This window comes from Thioalkalivibrio sp. K90mix, assembly GCF_000025545.1.
Classification (GTDB): Bacteria; Pseudomonadota; Gammaproteobacteria; order Ectothiorhodospirales; family Ectothiorhodospiraceae; genus Thioalkalivibrio.
In genome coordinates, this window is the sequence record NC_013889.1 from 2,380,735 (window position 1) to 2,400,584 (window position 19,850).

Here is a 19,850-nt window from a genome sequence, read left to right on the forward strand (position 1 = left end):
CGCGTTCCTTCAGTCGGTCGGGGTGAGCCGGATCAGCTCGCCCGGGTTGTGATCGGTCAGCACCCAGATTGCGCCATCGTACACGCGCACATCGCGGATGCGGCGACCGAGATCGGGTAGCAGATCCACCTCTTCCACCAGCTCGCGATCTTCGAAGGTCAGCTTGCGCAGGGTCTGGCCGCGCAGACCGCCCACCAGCAGATCGCCATCCCAGTCGGCAAGGGCCGGATCGCGCAGGATCGCCATCCCGGATGGGGCGATGGCCGGTGTCCAGTAGTGTATGGCGGACTCCATACCCTCCTTCTCCGACTCTCCGGTACCAATCGGGCCACCGGAATAGGCCTCGCCATGCGAGATCACCGGCCAGCCATAGTTCAGGCCGCGCTCGATGATGTTCACCTCGTCGCCACCACGCGGGCCGTGTTCGTTCTGCCAGAAGGTGCCGGTCTCGGGGTCCATGACCATGCCTTGCGGATTGCGCACGCCAATCACCCATATTTCGGGGTGCGCGCCGTCCGCGTCCACGAACGGGTTGTCGTCCGGCACCGAGCCATCGTCATGCAGGCGCACAATGCTGCCGGCATGGTCGTCCTTCTTCTGAGCGCGGTCCTGGTCGCCACGGTCGCCGACGCTGACGTAGACGTAACCATCCGCGTCAAACACGATGCGCGAGCCAAAGTGGCGCCCGCCACGCGTGGCCGGCTCGGCGGAGAACAGGATCTCGACATCCTCGAGTGTGCCGTCGGCAAACTGGCCTCGGGCGAGTCGTGTGGTCTGGCCGCCATCGGCCTGGGCGGAGTAGGTGAAGTACAGCCAACCGTTGTCCTCGAACTCGGGGTGCAGTGCGAGATCCAGCAGCCCGCCCTGGTTCTGCGCAACCAGGTCGTCCGGCAGGCCGGACACCAGATCGCCACGCCCCTCGAAGTTCGACACATCCGGGAAGTGGCGCAACTGCCCCGGGCGTTCACTGATCAGGGCACCGCCATCCGGCAGGAAGGCGATCGCCCAGGGGTGGTTCAGTCCCTGCTGCACCACCTCGCCCCGCAACTCGCCATCCGCGGCGGAGAACTCCTCGGCCGCGATCCCGGCCGAGCCCCCGCAGGCCACCAGCAGGCCGCCAAACAGGGGCGCCGCCAGCAGGCGACCCGGGGTCCATGCATGCGCTGTCATGTTGCGCTCCTCCGCTGAAACCTGGTTATTGGTGGTCGCGGGGCCTGTCGAGGTTCCCCGGCTGGCAGGAGGGGCACCAGTAGGTGGCGCGCAGGTGCTCGCCCAGTAACGCCCGTTCCACTGGCGTCCCGCACGTCCGGCAGGCCTGGCCCCCACGCCCGTACACATGCAGGTACTCGTCCGTCTCGGCCCGCGCGCGCGTAATGCGCGGCCCTGGCTTCAGGTTGCGTCGCAACAGACGTGCGGAATCGCAGTAGATATCCAGCAAGTCGCGATCCGTGATCGCGCCGACCGGCGTCAGCGGGTACCGGCCTTGCAGGAACAGCACCTCCGACTTGTAGATGTTGCCAATGCCCGCCGCCAGCGACTGATCGAGCAGTACATCCAGGATCGGCCGCGCGGGATCACAGTTCGTGCGGATGCGTTGGACGACCTCATCCAGCTCCACAGTCGCATCCAGAAGATCCGGCCCTACCCGCGCGTCCAGTCGCTCCGGATCGGCTCGCCCCTCCGACAATAACTGCCAGGCGAGCTCACGCGGATGGAAACAGACCAGCACTCGGTCCGCCAGGCGCAGCACGGCCCAGGCCTGATGGTCCGGCTTGTGCCAGGCCGCCCCGGGCGCGTACTGGTGCCAGGTCCCGTACATCCCCAAATGCGTGCGGAGGCGCCAGGCCCGGCCCGCGGCATCCTCCAGCGCGATCAGCAGATGCTTGCCACGAGCGCTCACCCTACGCACGGTCATCGCCCCATGCTCCACCAGTACCGCACCGCGCCGCGCGCGCGTCGCCACCGACTCCAGGGGGGCACCAGCCAACGCCGGACCAAGCACCCGGGCCAGCTTGTGGATGGTATCGCCCTCGGGCATCGCGGGAAGCGGAGATCAGCGCTTGCGGCTGGGGTAGAGCGGGGGTTCGCCCTCGGGGCGGGTGCGGAACAGGCGCATGGACCACAGGTACTGGGCCGGGGCCTGTTCGATGCCGCGCTCGATGGCCGTGTTCATGGCGCGTGCGTCCGCCGACTCGTCGTCGCTGGGGAAGTCGTCCAGCGGAGGCCACAGGCGCATCACGTACTGGTCGCGGGCGCTGTCGTACCAGGCGAAGCTGGGCAGCACGACCGCCTTCGACATGCGCGCCAGGCGACCAAGCGCCGTCAGCGTGGCCTTCTTCACGCCAAAGAAATCGACGAACACTGCGCCTTCCGCGCCCAGATCCTCGTCCGGCAGGTAGTAGAAGAAACGGCCGCGGCGCAACTGGCGAATCGCCGGACGCAGGCCCTGCTCGCGGGCGAAGATGTCACCCGAGTAGCGCGTGCGACTGCGGTGATTGATCCACTCCAGCACCGGATTCTTCATCGGCTTGGCGAACGAGACGCCGTCGTGCATCTGGCTCATGCGCACGCCGCCGTAATCCAGCGCCAGCGAGTGCGGGGCGAGGATGATCACCGGAGTACCCGCGGCCTGCAGGCGCTCGTAGTGTTCCAGCCCCTCGATACGGATACGCGTAGCATGCTGGCCGGGCTTGCCGAACCACAGCAGTCCGTAGTCCAGCACCGTCTGCGCCTGGTAGCGGTAATAGGCCTCCATGCGCTGCTCGCGCTCGGCCGGGGTCATGTCGGGAAAGCACAGCTCGAGGTTGCGCTGCACCACCGCGCGGCTGCGCCCGGCCGCCCGGCGGATCAGCCGCCCGAGTCCCCGGGCCAGTGCGTGCACGGCCGGGCGCGGCATCTCCTGCAGCACCCAGGCCACACCCAGCAGCAGCCAGCTGCCCCAGTAACGCGGAGCGAAATGCGCGGCCGTCAGTGGGGCCTGATAGGCGCCCGCCTCTTTGCCTGAACGGGTCTCCCCGGTCTTCTCACTCATGCGCTCCCGCCCGCATCGAGCTGCTTGCGAGCACGTTTCGCGTAGACCTCCATCTCCTTCGCCGCCTGCAGGTCGCCCTTCTCGGTGGCGATGGCAATGCCGCGTTCGCAGGCCGACAGCGCGGCCTGCGAACGCTCCAGGTCGACCAAGGTCTTGGCCAGCAGCTTCCATGCAGCGGAATACCCGCCATCCAACTCCAACGCGCGTTCCAGATGCGGGATCGCGGCCTCCTTCTGGCCGTCGGTCGCCAGGGCATTGCCCAGCGAGAAACGCAGCATCGCGGAATCCTGTCCGCCATCCAGCATGTTCTGGAAGCGTTCGATCATGTCACTCATGGGGCACCTCCATCGCCGCGTGCCATTCAGTTACTGCAGGCTAACGCCGCCAGAAGGCCGGCGACAGAAGCACCAGCACGGTAAAGATTTCCAGACGCCCCATCAGCATCGCCAGCACCAGCACCCACTTGCTGAAGTCGTTGATCGACTGAAAGTTGGGCCCGACCTCGCCCAGCCCCGGGCCCAGATTGTTCAACGTCGCCGCGACCGCGGAAAACGAGGTCACCTGATCGAGCCCGGAGGCCATCAGCGCCAGCATCATCACCACGAACACCATCACGTAGGCGGCGAGAAAGCCCCAGACCGCCTGAACCACCCGGTCCGGCGCCTCTTTACCGTTCACCTTGACCGCAATGCGCGCATGCGGATGAATCAGGCGCTTGATCTCGCGCAGCCCCTGCTTGACCAGCAGCAGTACGCGCACCACCTTCATCCCGCCACCGGTGGACCCGGTGCAGCCACCGATAAAGGACAGGAAAATCAGCAGGACCGGCAGGAACCCCGGCCACAGATAGAAGGCATCGGTGGCATAACCCGTGGTGGTCGCAATGGAAACGACATGGAACACCCCGCGGCGCAGGGCGTCACCCGCCTGGTCGGTGAAACCACTCCACAGCATGTAGCTGACCACAATTACGGCAGCGGAACCGAGCAGCAGCAGGTAGGTACGCAACTCCTCGTCCCGCTGATAGGGCTTCCAGGTTGCGCGATGAAGCACCAGAAAGTGCAGCGCGAAGTTCATCCCGCCAAGGATCATGAACGCGATCGCGACCGTCTCGATCGCCACCGAATTGAAGTGGCCAATACTGGCATCGTAGGTCGAGAAACCGCCGATGGCCACCGTGGTAAAGGAGTGAGCAACCGCATCGAAGGCCTCCATCCCGGCGGCCCAGTAGGCCAATGCACAGGCCACGGTCAGACCCAGATAGATGTACCAGAGATTGCGCGCGGTCTCCGCGATGCGCGGGGTCAGCTTGTTGTCACGGATCGGGCCCGGGGTTTCGGCCTTGAACAGCTGCATCCCACCCACGCCCAGCAGCGGCAGGATCGCGACCGCCAGCACGATGATCCCCATGCCCCCCATCCACTGCAGTTGCTGGCGATACCACAGAATCGCGCGCGGCAAATCATCCAGTCCGGTGAGCACCGTCGCGCCCGTCGTGGTGAGCCCGGACATGGATTCGAAGACGGCGTCGGTAAACGAGACTGGCAGGTTGGGGTCCAGCACCAGTGGCGCCGCCCCGGCAATCCCCAGCCCCAGCCAGAACAGCACGACAAGGATAAAGCCGTCGCGTACCTGCAGATCACAGCGCGCCTTGTACAGCGAACCCCAGAGGATCCCGCCAATTAGCAGCAGCAGCGCGAAGGCCTGGAGAAACACCCAGGCAGTGGCTTCGCCGTAGAGAAATCCGATCGCCGCGGGGGGCAGCATGGTCAGGCTGAACAGGGTCAGCAGAACCCCGAGCAAGCGGGCAGTGGATGCGAGATGCAGCATCGGCCAGGGAGCCCTAAAAGAACAGGGCGGAGGGCTGGAACAGGCGCTGCACCTGCTTGACCTTGCGCCGGTCGGTCAGGAACAGGATCACGTGATCACCCGCCTCGATCACGGTGTCGTGGTGCGGAATGATGACATCCTCGCCGCGCACCACCGCACCCACGCTCGTGCCTTCCGGGAAATCGATCTCCTCGATCTGCCGACCCACCACCTGCGAGGTACGCGCATCACCATTCACGACTGTCTCGATGGCCTCGGCGGCGCCGCGACGCAGGGTGTGTACGGTGGCCGTGCCACCCTCGCGTACGCGCGCCAGCAGTGCGCTGATCGTCGCCTGCTGCGGCGAGATCGCGACGTCGATGGTGCCGCTTTGCAGCAGATCCACATAGCTCGGGCGATTGATCAGCGACATCACCTTGCGCACGCCCCAGCGCTTGGCCAGCATGCCGGCAAAGATGTTCGCCTGGTCGTCATTGGTCACCGCACAGAAGACGTCGTTGTTCTCGATGCCGATCGATTCGAGGAAGCGATCGTCCGCACTGTCGCCATGCAGGACCAGCACATTGCTGGGCAGCGAGCGCGCCAGGTGGTCGGCGCGGTCCGGGTCGCGCTCGATCACCTTGACCCGATAGCGCTTGCTGAGCGTCTCCGCCAGGCGCTCGCCGATATTGCCGCCACCGGCGATCATGATGCGCTTGTACGGCTTTTCCAGCTTGCGCAGCTCCGAGGTGACCGCACGGATGCTCTTCTTCGCCGCGACGAAGAAGACCTCGTCGTCGGCCTCGATTACGGTGTCGCCATCCGGCTGGATGGAGCGGTTCTTGCGAAAGATCGCCGCCACCCGCGTGTGGATGCCCGGCATGTCGCTTTGCAGATTCTTCAGCTCGTGCCCGACCAGCGGCCCCCCGTAGTAGGCGCGCACACCGACCAGCGAGACCAGCCCCTCGGCGAACTCCAGTACCTGCAGCGAGCCCGGATGCTCGATCAGGCGGTGGATGTGGCGGGTGACGATCGCCTCCGGCGAGATCAGCATGTCCACCGGCATCGCGTCCTGGGCGAACAGCTCCGGGGTCTCGTGGTAGTCCCGCGAGCGCACACGGGCGATCTTGGTTTCGACATTGAACAGGGTCGAGGCGACCTGACAGGCGATCATGTTCACCTCGTCGGAGTCGGTCACCGCGATGACCATCGAGGCATCCTGCGCCCCGGCGGCCTCCAGCACGCTGGGGTGCGAGGCGAAGCCGTTCACCGTCTTGATGTCGAACTGGTCCTCCAGCTCGGCCAGGCGCTCGGCGCGGGCGTCGACGATGGTGATGTCGATGCCGTCGGCGCTCAGGGCCTCGGCCAGTGACTGGCCCACCTGCCCGGCGCCGAGGATGATGATGTGCTTCATGCGTCTCCCGTCCCGGAGATGTCAGGGCATCGTGCCAGGGAAACGAAGGCTGGCCTCTCAGCCGTCGGCCTTCACCCGTTTTGGATCGATGCCCAGTGCCTTGAACTTGCGATAGAGGTGGGTGCGCTCCAGCCCCACCCGCTCGGCCAGCCGTGTCATGTTGCCTTCCGAGCGCTCCAGTTGCTGGATCAGATACTCGCGCTCGAACTGCTCGCGCGCCTCGCGCAGCGGCAGGTCGGGGATCGCCAGTGCCCCATCCTCGAACTCCTCACCGCGCTGCGGCTGGCCGGTCAGGGTGCGCTCGACCTCGTCGCGGGTGATCTCGTCACCGGAGCCGAGGATCATCAGTCGCTGCACCAGGTTACGCAGCTCGCGCACGTTGCCGGGCCACTGATACTGCTGCAGCCGCTCCAGCGCCGGGCGCTGGAACAGCCGCATCGGCAGGCCTTCCTGCTGATGCAGATGGCGCATATGGTAGTCCAGCAACTCCGGGATGTCCTCCGCGTGCTCGCGCAGCGGCGGGATCGCCAGTGGCAGGACGTTCAGCCGGTAATACAGGTCCTCGCGAAACCGGCCCTGCTCCACCGCCTCGCCGAGATCGTGCTGGCTGGCGGCGATCACCCGAACATTGACACTGATCGGCTGATCGCCCCCGATCCGGGTAATGCGCTGGGTGTCCAGGGCGTGCAGTAGCCGGCCCTGTGTCTGCATGTCCATCTCGGCGACCTCGTCGAGGAACAGCACGCCACCGGCGGCTTGCTCCAGCAAGCCATAGCGCACGCGATCGCCCTGCTCGCTGCCGAACAGCTCGGCCACGGCCTCGTCGCCCGACAGCGAACCGACCGAGACTACGATGAACGGGCTGTCCCGCCGCGCACTGCGCGCATGCAGCAACCGGGCAAAGGTCTGCTTGCCTACCCCCGGCTCGCCCGTGATCAGCACCCAGGTGTCGTGTTGCGCCATGCGCTGCACCTGGTCGCGCAGGTTCACCATCACCGCGCTGCCACCGACCGGATCGGCGACCGTGCCGGCATGGCGCTTCAGGCCCACGTTCTCGCGCTGCAGGCGGGCGGCCTCCAGGGCATTGTTGAGCGTGATCAACAGCTTGTCGATCGACAGCGGTTTTTCAATGAAGTCGTAGGCGCCCAGCCGCGTGGCGTCGACGGCGGTCTCCACGTTGCCGTGGCCGGAGATCATCACCACCGGACAGGGCAGACCCTCGTCGTCGCCCCACTCCTTGAGCAGGGAGATCCCGTCGCCATCCGGCATCCAGACATCGAGGAGGATCAGATCCGGGCGGCGGCTGCGCCGCTGGGCCTTGGCCTCGGCCACCGAGCCGGCCAGCGCCACCTGGTAGCCCTCGTCCTCGAGGACATCCTGCAGCAGCATCCGGATATCCGGTTCGTCGTCGACGACCAGTACGTACGGTTCGCTCATTCCGGTTCCTCGTGGGCCAGGGCCTGCGGGGTATGTTCGACCGGGATGCGAATGCGGAAAACCGCCCCACCTTCGCCCGCCGGTTCATTATGGCACTCAATCATGCCGCCATGTTCCTCGACGATCTTCTGCGCGACCGCCAAACCGAGACCGGTTCCACGCGGCTTGTCAGTGGTGTAGGGCTCGAAGATGCGTTCCAGCAGCTCGGGCTTGATCCCCGGGCCCGTGTCGGTCACCCGCAGCTCGATATGCGGCCCAGTCGGATCGTCCAGATAGGCAGTGGCGATATGCACCACGAAGGCCTCCTGGTCTTTGCCGGCCTCCAGCGCGTTCTTGATCAGGTTGTGCAGCAGCTGTCGCAGGCGTCCGGCGTCGCCCCGAATCCCGGGCAGATCCGGCTCGAGGTCGGTCTGCACACGGGAATGGCCGTCGGAATCGACATACAGCTCGCAGACATCCTGGATCAGCTGGTTCAGGTCCACCGATCCCAGCTCCAGTCGCGGGGCCTGAGCGTAATCGCGGAAGGCGTTGACCAGCGTCTTCATCGCCTCCACCTGCTGGATGATCGTGCCGGTCGCGCGATCCAGGACATCGCGGTCGGCCCCGTCGAGGACCTTGCCCAACCGGCGCGACAGACGCTCGGCGGATAGCTGGATCGGGGTCAGCGGATTCTTGATCTCGTGTGCCAGACGCCGGGCCACCTCGCCCCAGGCGGCATCGCGCTGCGCCTTCAGGAACTCGGTCATGTCATCGAACACGATCGCGTGCAGGCCGCGACTGGAGCCCGAGGTTGGCAGCCAGACGGCACGCGTCATCAGCACCTTGCGCCCGGAACGGGTAAACACGACGACCTGCCGCGACCACTCGTCTTCCTGGCGCGCCAGGGCATCGTTGATCGCCTCGAAAAACTGCCCGACCAGCGGACACTCGGCGCCCAGCTCGGAGATCGGACGCGCACGGGCGCCCTGCAGGTCGCACTCCAGGATCTGGCCGGCGGCCTCGTTCGCGGTGCGAAGGCGCAGACTGCCATCCAGCGCGAGCACGCCGGAACGCAGGTGCTGCAGGACACTCTCCAGGTAGGCGCGCTCGGCATCCAGCAGGCGGCGGTTGCGCTCGGCCTCGTCACGCGCCTCGTTCAACGTGCGCGTCATGGCGTTGAACGACTGCACCAGAAAGCCCAGTTCGTCCGCCCGCTGCACCGCGAGCCGGGTGGAATAGTCGCCAGCGGCCACCAGCCGTGTCCCCTGCACCAGATCGGAGATCGGACGCACCATGCGCCGCGCCACCAGCAGCCCGGCCCACAGGGCCGCCATCAGCGAGATCGCCAGCGCCAGCGACAGGGTGAAGATAAAGCCCTGGATGATCGGGCCGCGCAGGTAGGCGAACTCGCGGTAGCCGGCAAAGGCGTCCTCCACGCGTTGCGACAGGGCCGACATGCGCGGGTCGACCGGGTAGATCCCCTGCAGGATGCGGTTCTCCGCCCCCGGCCTTCGACTGCTGGTGGTAGCCACCACACGGATGACCAGCGAGCCGTCGGTCTGCGGTTCCAGGCGCGAATACGGCTGCTCCGGGCGCACGCGCATCAGGATATCGGCCCCCGGGGGACTGGGCAGGCGGCGGATCGGGCTGTCGGTGGAGGAGGCAATGATGCGGTTGTTGGAGCCGACCAGCGTCAGTTCCTGGGCCCCAACCTGACGGCGGTAGTCATTCAACGCCAGCGGAACCAGGCCCTCCGAGACCCCTTCCAGCTCGCTCATCATCTCCTGCGTCTCGGTCGCCAGTTGGCGCACACGCAGATCCAGCGACGAACGCGACAGCTCCAGGGCATCCTCCAGCGCAGAGTCCACGCGCACGTCGAACCACGAATCCACGCCCTCGTTCAGGAACTCGAAGGAGAAGTAATAGACGACCGACACCGGCAGCACCGCGACCAGCATGAACCCCCCGACCAGCCGCAGCGTCAGGCGGCTGCCGGGAACGCCCTGGCGATACTGAGCAACCATGCGGACGACCTGGTGGACGATCAGGCCACCCAGTACCAGCAGGATCGCGGCGTGGAATACCAGCAGCCACAGGAACAGCTGCTCGAAGCGGGCCTGGTCCTGCGCCGCCCCGCCCATGACCACCAGCGAGGTCAGCAGCAGCAGGAACAGCAGGCCCATGCCCAGCAGGCCCCATGGGAAGCGTCTTAGGGAAACGCTGATCAATGTACACACTCGCGTTGGTAACCCAGGTTTTCCGAGACAAAGCGCGTCGTGCAGGGGGTAGTGGTTCTATCCGCCCGTGTTTGATGGATTCGGGGCGCAACGCGGGATCGGGAAACCTGGGTTGCCAACCTCAAGGGGCTCGGCCGCCCGTTATTGACAAAAACGGGCGCGGGAACGGCGTTGCGGCTCCCTTGTGCAGAATGACTGCACGGCAGTCGCCGCGCCTTGTTCGCACGCAAAAGCGACGAAGCAGCGGGCGTGTACATTGACCAGCGTTTCCCTAATCCAGTGACCATCGATGCCACTCCCGCCGGGTGGTGAGGTCACCGCGCAGACCGGCATCCAGCTGCAGCGGCAGGGGCAGCGCCGAATACACGAGCAACAGCCGCGCGGCCATGTTGTAATCCTCCGGCCGCTCGCGCACCGCCCCCGGGACGCCATGCATCGGCAGGCGCCCGAGTCGACGGGCCACATACTCCAGGGCATCGCCCAGGGTCGGCTTGAGCTCCATCCGGTCGTCGTTCACGTCGGTTACCAGGTAATACCGGTTCAGCGCAAAGTATTGCAGCTTGACCCGGCGTGTCTCGTGCTGCACGGACTCCCGCCCCAGCCAGCGATCCCGTTCGATCCGGGCCTCGGCCTCGAATTCCAGCGTGACCCCGTTGGCCAGCGCGTCCTCCAGCACCTGCGGCAGTCGCATGTCGAGCACAAGGCGCACCAGCAGGGTGTCATCGTCCATCCACATGTGCCGGGCGTCGCGGATCTCCAGGGCCTGCGCCGCACCCGGGACCAGCGCCAGCACAAGCGACCACGCCAGCAGCAATCCGATCGGCGACCGCCCCGCGCGCATGTCCTAATCCTTTGTCAACAACGCGTAGTAGAAGCCATCGCCGCCTTCCAGGCCCAGCGGCAGCGCCCAGCCGACCGAGCGTGCGTGCGCGCCGGCGATCGGTGGACCACCCTCGGGCTCCAGCGCTCGGGCATCCGGCATCCGCTCGAGAAAGCCTGCGACCACCGCGTCGTTCTCCTCCGACAGGAGCGAACAGGTCGCATACAGCAGGCGCCCGCCAGGGCGCAGCAGCCCCCAGGCGGCCTCCAGAATGCGCGCCTGCTCCGCCGCCAGGCGCGGGATGTCGTCGGCACGGCGCAGGGTCTTGATGTCCGGGTGACGCCGGATCACCCCGGTCGCCGAGCAGGGGACATCGAGCAGGATCGCATCGAAGGGCCGACCATCCCACCAGGCGTCGGGATCGGCGACATCGGCCGCGGTCAGTTGCGCGGCGAAGCCCAGGCGGTCGAGGTTCTCGCGCACCTGCACCAGGCGCTCGGCGTCGCTGTCCAGCGCAGTGAGCTGGAGATCACCACCCGCCCGTTCCAGCAGATGACCGGTCTTGCCACCCGGGGCCGCGCAGGCGTCCAGCACGCGTTCGCCCGGCTGCGGATCGAGCAGCACCGCCGCCCACTGCGCGGAGGCGTCCTGCACCGAGAGCCGGCCCTCGGCAAAACCGGGCAGCTGGGCGACGTCGGCGGGTTCGTCCAGGGTCAGGGCCGCCTCCAGCTGAGGATGCGCCTGTGCCGGGTGTCCCGCCGCGACCAGCGCCTGAAGGGCCTCCTCGCGCGAGGTGCGAGACAGGTTCACGCGCAGGGTCATGGGTGCGGGACGGGTGGCCGCCTCCAGCAACGTCTCCCAGTCGTCGGGCCAGGAGGCGCGGATCGTCTCCAGCAGCCATTCCGGAACGGCGAAACGCAGCGCCGGGTCTTCCCGGACTGCCGCCTCCAGCGCATCCTGCTCGCGCTGCGCGCGCCGCAGGACCGCATTGATCAGCCCCACCGCACCGGGGCGATGGATGGCCCTCGCCAGCTCCGCGGTCTCGCGCACCGCCGCGTGGTCCCGGGTGGAGAAATGCATGAGCTCGGCCAGCCCCTGGGCCAGCAGCACACCGATCACCGCGTCCTTCTTGCGCAGCGGGCGCTCCAGGAACCCGTTCACCAGCGCCGACAGCTGCGGATACCAGCGCAGCGTAGTGTAGGCCAGCGCCTGCACCCAGGCCGCGTCGCGGGCGTTCAGCCCCTCGGTTGCGTGCTCGACCGCACGCGTCAGGGAATGCCCCTGCAGTACGACCCCCTCGGCCGCCTCCAGCGCCCGCTGGCGCGGGGAGCGCGAGTCCACCCGCGAGGGTACGATGCGTCCGGCGCGCTTGCCTGCCATCGCCTAGCGCCCCGCGAGGCGCTGCCCCGCCAGCGCCGTAGTGTTGGCCCAGTCCGCGGCCGCAACCGGGCGCCTGCCCGGCAGCTGCACGGTCTCCAGACGCAGCCGGCCCTCCCCCGTGCCGACTTCCACCCCGTCGCGGCCCGCGGCGCGGATGGTGCCCGGCTCCGGGTCCGCCGGGCCGGGCAGCGGGCGCGCGGCATGCACGCGGATCACCTGCTCGCCCCAGCGCGCCTGGGCGACCGGCCAGGGGTTGAAGGCCCGCACCTGGCGATCCAGTTCCACCGCCGGGCGGGCAAAGTCCAGCCAGGCCTCGTTCTTCTCCAGCTTGTGCGCGTAGGTCGCGTCGGCATCGTCCTGGGGTTCCGGCTGCGAACGCCCCGCGAGGATCTCGGGCAGCCACTCCAGCAGCAGCTCGGCGCCCAGTGTGGCCAGCGTGTCGTGCAGCTCGCCGGTGGTCGTCGTCGCCGTGATCGGGGTCGAGCGACAGGCGTGCACCGGCCCCGTGTCCAGGCCGGGCGCCATCTGCATCAGGCAGACCCCGGTCTCGGAATCGCCGGCAAGGATCGCGCGGTGGATCGGTGCGGCGCCGCGCCAGCGGGGCAACAGCGAAGCGTGGATGTTCAGCCCGCCCCGGCGGGGGATTTCCAGCACCGCGCGCGGCAGGATCAGCCCGTAGGCCGCGACGATCAGGATATCCGGGCGCCAGGTGGCCAGTTCGGCCTGGGCCTCGGGCGATTTCAGGGATTCCGGCTGCCGCACCGGGATACCGGCCGCCTCGGCGGCGACCTTGACCGGGCTCGGACGCAGCTGACGCCCACGCCCCGCCGGGCGATCCGGCTGGGTGTACACGGCCACGGGCCGCGGGCCGCACTCGATCAGGGCCTCCAGCGCGGGGACCGCGAAGTCCGGCGTGCCAGCGTAGACCACGCGCGGCCTTGGAACATCCTTGTCGCTTTGCGTCATCAGACGGCGGGCGCCGCGGCCTTGTCTCCCGCGCCAGTCCGCGCGCCCTGCTTCTCCAGCTTTTTGCGGATGCGGTTGCGCTTCAGGCTGGAGAGGTAGTCCACGAACAGCTTGCCGTCGAGGTGGTCGATCTCGTGCTGGATGCACACGGCCAAAAGGCCGTCGATGTCGAGTTCGAAGGGCTCGCCATCGCGACCGAGGGCGCGCACGCGGATACGATCCGCGCGTTGTACCTTCTCGTAGAAACCGGGCACCGAGAGGCAGCCCTCGTCCATCTCCTCCTCGCCGGAGGTCTCGAGGATCTCGGGGTTGATCAGCACATGCGGCTCGCTCTGGTCATCGGAAACATCCGCGACCAGCACCCGCTTTTGCACGTTGATCTGGGTGGCCGCCAGACCAATGCCCGGCGCGTCGTACATCGTTTCCAGCATGTCGTCGACCAGGGTGCGGATCTCGTCGTCCACCGTCTCGACCGGCTCCGCCTTCAGGCGCAGGCGGGGATCCGGGAAATGCAGTATTTCGCGCTTGGCCATGAAAAACCTCAAACTTTGTACTGTACAGATGCCGCAATTCTGCTAACGTTGGACCGCAATATCCGCGGAATTGCGTCATCCGCATGGGGCCGGGCTAAAGCAAAAGAAGGCTCGGGGAGCGCGCGGATCTGACAGGGGACAGCAATGTACAAGACCAGGGCGACCACGACCTTCGTTCTGCCGGGCATTTTATTCAGTGTAACGCTGTTGCTCGGCGCCTGCGCAGCCACCCAGACCGAAGAGGGGGCTGCCACCGCCGAGGACACCGAGGCCACACAAACGGCCCGCAGCGAGGACACCTCCCGCGAAACCGACCGGGCCGCCGAGACCCCGGAGCCGGAACCCGAGATCCGCGAATCCGCTCCCGAACGCTACGTGGTCCGCGAGGGCGACACCCTGTGGGACATCGCCGCGATGTTCCTGCGCGATCCGTGGTACTGGCCGGAGATCTGGCTGGTGAACCCCGAGATCGAGAACCCGCATCTGATCTATCCGGGCGACGTACTCAGCATCTACTACGTGGACGGCGAACCGCGCATCACCGTGGATGGCGGCCCGCGCGTTCGCCCGACCAAGCGTCTGTCGCCCGAGATTCGCGTAGTCGATCGCGATGAGGATGCGACCCCGATCTCCACGCTGCAGTCGTTCATGTTCCGTCCGCAGGTGCTGGACGACGAGACGCTGGACAACGCCCCCTACATCCTGGCCTCGCAGGATGAGCGCGTGATCTTCGGCCCGGGCGACCGCGTCTACGTGCGCAATGCCGAAGACACCCAGCAATACGACCTCTATCACATCGTGCGTCGTGACGGCGAGCTGGTGGACCCGGACACCGGCGAGAACCTGGGCATTGCGACCCTGCCGATTGGCGAGGCCGAGATCGTCGAGCCCGGCAACGTGGCACGCGCAAACATCCGCAAGGGTGAGCGCGAAGCCATCCGTGGCGACCGCCTGGTCCCCTATGCCGATGAACAGGACATGCTGTTCGAGATCGGACGTCCGCCAGAAGACCTGGAGGGCACGATCATCTCCCTGTTCGACGCGATCAGCCAGATCGGCCAGCTCCAGGCTGCGATCATCAACCGTGGCGAGCGTGACGGCATCGAGAACGGCCAGGTGATGACCGCCTACACCGCCGGCCGCCAGGTTCGCGACCCGATCAGCGACCGGGCGAACGAGGTCGTGACCTTGCCCGAGGAATCGGTCGGAACGGTGATGGTGTTCCAGACCTTCGAGAAGGTCTCCTACATCCTGGTCACGGAGTCCGACCGCACCCTGCGCGAGGGTGACAAGGTCCGCCATCCGTCGCACTGATCCGCTCGCACGGGCATCCGCACCACCGATGACCGACGACTGGGACCGGGCGACGCATCAGCGCGCCTGGCTGGAACTGATCAACACCCCGGGGCTCGGCCACCAGCGCCTGCTGCATCTGGTCGAGGCCTTTGGCGGTCCCGGCGCCGCCCTGGCCGCTTCTCCTAGCGAATGGCGCCATCACGGCGTCGAGCTGAATATCGACCCGGCGGCCCGCACGGCAGCCGCCGATGCCGACCAGGCCTGGCTCGACCAGGACGAGCGGCACCACCTGCTATGCCGGGATGACCCCGACTACCCGCCGCTACTGGCCGAAATCCCCGATCCGCCCCCGGTCCTGTACCTGAACGGCGACCCGAGCCTGCTGCATCGGCCGCAAATCGCAATCATCGGCGCACGCGAGTGCACGCCGCAGGGCGAACGCCTGGCCGGGGAGTTCGCGCGCGAGCTCGCCGGTGCCGGCGTGGTGGTGACCAGCGGCCTGGCGCGCGGCATCGACGGGGTGGCCCACGAGGGCGCCCTGGCTGCCCCCGGTGGCCGCACGATCGCAGTCGTCGCGACCGGCCCCGACCGCATCTACCCGGCGCAGCATCGTCGCCTCGCCCACCGCATCGCGGATCACGGACTGGTCGTATCGCTGTGGCCAACCGGCACGCGCCCACTGGCGCGCAACTTCCCGCAGCGCAACCGGGTGATCAGCGGCATGGCCCTGGGCACGGTCGTGGTCGAGGCCGCACTGAAGAGCGGATCGCTGATCACCGCCCGCCTGGCGGCGGAACAGGGCCGGCAGGTCTACGCGGTGCCGGGCTCGGTACTGAGCCCGGTCAGCCGAGGTTGCCATCGCCTGATCCGTGATGGGGCGCAACTCGTGGAATCGGCCGACGAGGTGCTGGAAGACCTGGCGGACTGGCTCGGCGTCGCCCCCGGGGAGACAGCCAGCACACCACCGGAACCGGCCCGGGAGCCACTGGATCCGGAGCAGGAACGCGTGCTGAACGCGATGGGTTTTGACCCGATCCCGCTGGAAACCCTGCGGGATCGCACCAAATTGACCATCGAGCGCCTTTCATCCATGCTGGTTTTGCTGGAACTCAACGGCCGTGTGGCCGCCCTCGACCACGGGCGCTACCAGCGCCTCGACGCAGGATCCCCTGAATCATGAACGAAAGCGTGCTGGATGTGCTCATGTACCTGTTCGAGCACACCATGGACGAGGAATCCGACGAGGAGCCGGATCGCGCGGAACTGGAACGCCACCTGGTGGAGGCCGGTTTCGCCCGCCCCGAGATCGACCGCGCCCTGGGCTGGCTGGATCGCCTGATGAGCGAGGCCCCCCTCACCGGTCGCGGCGGCGACAGCGCGGCCCAGCGCATCTATGCCCCGGAAGAGCGCAAGCGCCTGGACACCGAGGCGCACGGCTTCCTGCTGCACCTGGAGCAAAACGGGCTGCTGACCGCCGGCACCCGCGAGCTGGTACTGGACCGCGTGATGGAACTGGACGCCGAGGAGATCGACCTCGACCAGCTGCGCTGGGTGGTGCTGATGGTGCTGTTCAACCAGCCCGACGATGCGATCGCCTATTCCCGCCTGGAAGAGGTGATGCGCGACGATGCCGGCCCGTCGGCCGTGGATTATCTGCACTGAGTCCACCGTCCTCCGCAGACAATGCGGTAGCCACGGGCGTTTTCCTCCTCTAGTCTTTAGCGCCCGTGAACCCGGTCGCTGCCATGCGACCGCGATCGCCCCGATACGGAACCCGCTGCCACGGAGACGGTCCCGAGCGACATGAGCAAGCACCTCGTCATTGTAGAGTCGCCCGCCAAGGGCAAGACCATCGAAAAATATCTCGGCCCGGACTACCAGGTCATGGCCTCCTATGGCCATGTCCGCGACCTGGTCCCCAAGGAAGGGGCGGTGGACCCGGAAAACGGGTTCCGCATGAAGTACGACGTGATCGAGCGCAGCGAAAAGCAGATCGAGGCGATCGCCAAGGCTCTGAAGAAATCCGATGACCTGATCCTCGCGACTGACCCCGACCGTGAAGGCGAGGCAATCTCCTGGCATCTCTACGAGGTGCTGCGTGACCGCGGCCTGCTAGACGATCGTGGCGTGCATCGGGTCGTGTTCCACGAGATCACCAAGAAGGCGATCCAGCAGGCGATCGAGGAACCGCGCGACCTGGCCAAGCCGCTGATCGATGCCCAGCAGGCGCGCCGCGCGCTGGACTACCTGGTCGGCTTCAACCTCTCCCCGCTGCTGTGGCGCAAGATCAAGCGCGGCCTGTCCGCCGGGCGCGTGCAAAGCCCGGCACTGCGCATGATCTGCGAGCGCGAGAACGAGATCGAGGCCTTCGTCCCGCGCGAATACTGGACCCTGGATGCGAAGGTCGAGCGCCAGGAGCAGCCGTTCACCGCGCGCCTGACCTACCTGGACGGCAACAAGCTGGACCAGTTCGACCTGAACAGCGCCGAACTCGCACATGACGCCCAGAAGCGCCTGACCGAGGCCGCGAACGGCGAGCTGCGTGTCGCCAAGGTCGAGAAGAAGCAGCGCCGCCGCAACCCGGCCGCGCCGTTCACCACCTCGACCCTGCAGCAGGAGGCCTCGCGCAAGCTGGGCTTCACCGCATCGCGCACCATGCGCACCGCGCAGCAGCTGTACGAGGGGATCGATCTGGGCTCCGGCGCGATCGGCCTGATCACCTATATGCGTACCGACTCGGTGGCCCTGGCCGGCGAGGCGATTGGCGAGATCCGCGGCCTGATCGAGGAGCGCTATGGCGCCAACAACGTCCCCGACAGCCCGCGCCAGTACAAGACCAAGTCGAAGAACGCGCAGGAGGCCCACGAGGCTATCCGCCCGACCTCCGTGCGCCGCCTGCCGAACGAGGTCCGCGCCCGCCTGAGCAGTGACCAGGCCCGGCTGTACGACCTGATCTGGAAGCGCACCGTCGCCTGCCAGATGATCCACGCGACCTTCGACACCGTGGCCGCCGACCTGGTCCCGGGTGACAGCCGACACCAGTTCCGCGCCACCGGCTCCACCCTGGTCGACCCCGGCTTCATCGCCGTCTACCAGGAGGGCCGCGACGACGCGCAGGATGACGACGAGGACAAGCGCCTGCCGGAAATGGCCGAGGGCGACACGGTCCAGCTGGAAGAGGTCACCGCCGACCAGCACTTCACCGAGCCGCCGCCGCGCTACACCGAGGCCAGCCTGGTGAAGACGCTGGAGGAATACGGCATCGGCCGTCCGTCCACCTACGCCAGCATCATCTCCACGCTGCAGTCGCGCGAGTACGTGGAGATGGACGGCAAGCGCTTCATCCCGACCGACACCGGCCGGATCGTGAACAGCTTCCTGACCCAGCACTTCGACCGCTACGTGGACTACGACTTCACCGCGAAGCTGGAAGACGAGCTGGACGCGATCTCGCGCGGCGAGAAGGACTGGGTCCCGGTGCTGGAGGATTTCTGGGGCGACTTCCGCGACCGGGTGAAGGAGAAGGAAGAAAACGTCACTCGCGCCGAGGCCGTGCAGTCGCGCGAACTGGGCCCCGATCCGCAGAGCGGACGCCCGGTCAGCGTGCGCCTGGGCCGTTTCGGCCCGATCGTGCAGATCGGCACCAAGGACGACGAGGAGAAGCCGCGCTTCGCCGGCCTGCTGCCCGGGCAGAAGATGGACAAAATCACCCTCGACGAGGCGCTGGAGCTATTCAAGCTGCCGCGCGACCTCGGCGAGACGCCCGAGGGCGAGCCGGTGATGGTCAACATCGGCCGCTTCGGACCGTACGTGAAGTACGGCTCCAAGTACGCCTCCCTCGGCCCGGACGACGACGTCTGGACCATCGAGCTGCCGCGCGCGCTGGAGATCGTCGCCGAGAAGAAGAAGAAGGACGCCGAACGCTTCATCAAGAGCTTCGACGAAGAGGGCATCCAGGTCCTCAACGGGCGCTACGGCCCTTACGTGACCGACGGCAACAAGAACGCCAAGATCCCCAAGGAGACCGATCCCAAGTCCCTGACGCTGGAACAGTGCCAGGAACTGATCGCCGCCGCCCCGGAACGCAAGGGCCGCGGCCGCAAGGGGGCGGCCAAGTCGACCGGCAAGTCCTCCGGGAAGACCGCCTCCAAGTCGTCGACCGCAAAGAAGACGACCACGAAAAAGGCAGCCACCACCAAGAAGGCCGCCAGCAAGACGGGCACGAAAAAGGCCACCGCAAAGAAGACGAGCACGTCGAAGAAGGCCCCGGCGAAGAAGGCTTCGACCGCCAAGTCTGGTAGCGCGAAATCCGGCAGCGGCGACAGCCGCCTGAGTGCCCAGCCCTCCGGCGACCGTGGATCCGAATAGCCAACCGCTGCTAACCCCCGAGATCGAGCCCGTCGCGCAGTGCGTGCGCGACGGCGGCGTGGTCGCCTACCCCACCGAGGCGGTCTTCGGCCTTGGCTGCCGCCCGGATGACCCCCGGACGATCGATCGCATCCTCGAGATCAAGGGCCGCCCGGCCACCAAGGGACTGATTGTGGTCACCGACCGGCTGGATCGCCTCGCGCCCTGGCTGGCGCCGCTACCGGCCGAACGCCGGGCCGAGATCGACGCCAGCTGGCCTGGGCCGACCACCTGGCTGCTACCCGTCACCGATGCCTGCCCGCCGCTGCTGCGCGGCGAACACGACAGCCTCGCGGTACGCGTCACCGCCCACCCGGAGACGCGCGCGCTGTGCGCGGCCGCGGGCAGCCCCCTGGTCTCCACCAGCGCCAACCGCGCGGGCATAGAGCCCTGCCGCACCTGGGACTGCGTGAACACGCAGCTCGGGGCGGGCATCGACGCGATCCTGCAGGCAGAATGTGGCGGGCGCACCGCACCCAGCACGATCCGCGATGCCCGCACCGGGGCCTGGCTCCGGGGCGCGCCGGATACCCACGAATAA

At 67.2% G+C, this 19,850-nt stretch carries 17 protein-coding genes; 5 read left to right on the plus strand and 12 right to left on the minus strand.

Annotated elements, in window-relative coordinates:
* Positions 1 to 9: 9 nt before the first annotated feature.
* The 12 genes from TK90_RS11360 to def all read right to left on the minus strand — a co-directional run bounded on the left by TK90_RS11360 (position 10) and on the right by def (position 13,606).
* A complete protein-coding gene (locus TK90_RS11360; protein ID WP_012983624.1) occupies positions 10 to 1,170 on the minus strand; it encodes a PQQ-dependent sugar dehydrogenase in 1,161 nt (386 codons plus the stop codon).
* Positions 1,171 to 1,195: 25 nt separating this feature from the next.
* Positions 1,196 to 2,038, minus strand: a complete 843-nt coding sequence (locus TK90_RS11365) for a DNA-formamidopyrimidine glycosylase family protein (protein WP_012983625.1) — start codon at positions 2,036 to 2,038, stop codon at positions 1,196 to 1,198.
* A 15-nt stretch (positions 2,039 to 2,053) separates the two neighbouring features.
* Complete coding sequence (locus tag TK90_RS11370) at positions 2,054 to 3,031, minus strand: lipid A biosynthesis acyltransferase (RefSeq protein ID WP_012983626.1); 978 nt, start codon at positions 3,029 to 3,031, stop codon at positions 2,054 to 2,056.
* The gene (locus TK90_RS11375) at positions 3,028 to 3,366 is read right to left on the minus strand and encodes a tetratricopeptide repeat protein (RefSeq protein ID WP_012983627.1); all 339 of its coding nucleotides are present in this window, start codon (positions 3,364 to 3,366) and stop codon (positions 3,028 to 3,030) included. The genes TK90_RS11370 and TK90_RS11375 overlap by 4 nt, the downstream gene beginning before the upstream one ends.
* Positions 3,367 to 3,406: 40 nt before the next feature.
* Entirely contained in the window at positions 3,407 to 4,861 is a 1,455-nt protein-coding gene (locus TK90_RS11380) for a TrkH family potassium uptake protein (protein ID WP_012983628.1), read from the minus strand.
* Between the two features lie 13 nt (positions 4,862 to 4,874).
* Positions 4,875 to 6,254 (minus strand): Trk system potassium transporter TrkA, encoded by a 1,380-nt coding sequence (trkA, locus tag TK90_RS11385; RefSeq protein WP_012983629.1) that lies wholly within the window; start codon positions 6,252 to 6,254, stop codon positions 4,875 to 4,877.
* A 57-nt stretch (positions 6,255 to 6,311) separates the two neighbouring features.
* A complete protein-coding gene (locus tag TK90_RS11390; protein WP_012983630.1) occupies positions 6,312 to 7,691 on the minus strand; it encodes a sigma-54 dependent transcriptional regulator in 1,380 nt (459 codons plus the stop codon).
* Complete coding sequence (locus TK90_RS11395) at positions 7,688 to 9,898, minus strand: ATP-binding protein (RefSeq protein ID WP_012983631.1); 2,211 nt, start codon at positions 9,896 to 9,898, stop codon at positions 7,688 to 7,690. The genes TK90_RS11390 and TK90_RS11395 overlap by 4 nt, the downstream gene beginning before the upstream one ends.
* Before the next feature lie 280 nt (positions 9,899 to 10,178).
* A complete protein-coding gene (locus TK90_RS11400; protein WP_012983632.1) occupies positions 10,179 to 10,748 on the minus strand; it encodes a DUF4390 domain-containing protein in 570 nt (189 codons plus the stop codon).
* A 3-nt stretch (positions 10,749 to 10,751) separates the two neighbouring features.
* On the minus strand, positions 10,752 to 12,107 hold the full coding sequence (gene rsmB, locus TK90_RS11405) for a 16S rRNA (cytosine(967)-C(5))-methyltransferase RsmB (protein WP_012983633.1): 1,356 nt from the start codon (positions 12,105 to 12,107) through the stop codon (positions 10,752 to 10,754).
* 3 nt (positions 12,108 to 12,110) lie between these two features.
* On the minus strand, positions 12,111 to 13,073 hold the full coding sequence (gene fmt / locus TK90_RS11410) for a methionyl-tRNA formyltransferase (protein ID WP_012983634.1): 963 nt from the start codon (positions 13,071 to 13,073) through the stop codon (positions 12,111 to 12,113).
* Entirely contained in the window at positions 13,073 to 13,606 is a 534-nt protein-coding gene (gene def, locus TK90_RS11415; RefSeq protein WP_012983635.1) for a peptide deformylase, read from the minus strand. The genes fmt and def overlap by 1 nt, the downstream gene beginning before the upstream one ends.
* A gap of 144 nt (positions 13,607 to 13,750) precedes the next feature.
* Here def and TK90_RS11420 point away from each other — a divergent pair, with 144 nt between their 5' ends.
* The 5 genes from TK90_RS11420 (at position 13,751) to TK90_RS11440 (ending at position 19,850) form a co-directional block, all read left to right on the plus strand.
* Entirely contained in the window at positions 13,751 to 14,920 is a 1,170-nt protein-coding gene (locus TK90_RS11420; protein WP_012983636.1) for a LysM peptidoglycan-binding domain-containing protein, read from the plus strand.
* 28 nt (positions 14,921 to 14,948) lie between these two features.
* A complete protein-coding gene (gene dprA, locus TK90_RS11425; RefSeq protein WP_012983637.1) occupies positions 14,949 to 16,082 on the plus strand; it encodes a DNA-processing protein DprA in 1,134 nt (377 codons plus the stop codon).
* Complete coding sequence (locus tag TK90_RS11430; protein WP_012983638.1) at positions 16,079 to 16,564, plus strand: DUF494 family protein; 486 nt, start codon at positions 16,079 to 16,081, stop codon at positions 16,562 to 16,564. The genes dprA and TK90_RS11430 overlap by 4 nt, the downstream gene beginning before the upstream one ends.
* A gap of 141 nt (positions 16,565 to 16,705) precedes the next feature.
* Positions 16,706 to 19,270: a DNA topoisomerase I gene (locus TK90_RS11435; RefSeq protein WP_012983639.1), complete on the plus strand. Its 2,565-nt coding sequence runs from the start codon at positions 16,706 to 16,708 to the stop codon at positions 19,268 to 19,270.
* Complete coding sequence (locus tag TK90_RS11440) at positions 19,257 to 19,850, plus strand: L-threonylcarbamoyladenylate synthase (RefSeq protein WP_012983640.1); 594 nt, start codon at positions 19,257 to 19,259, stop codon at positions 19,848 to 19,850. The genes TK90_RS11435 and TK90_RS11440 overlap by 14 nt, the downstream gene beginning before the upstream one ends.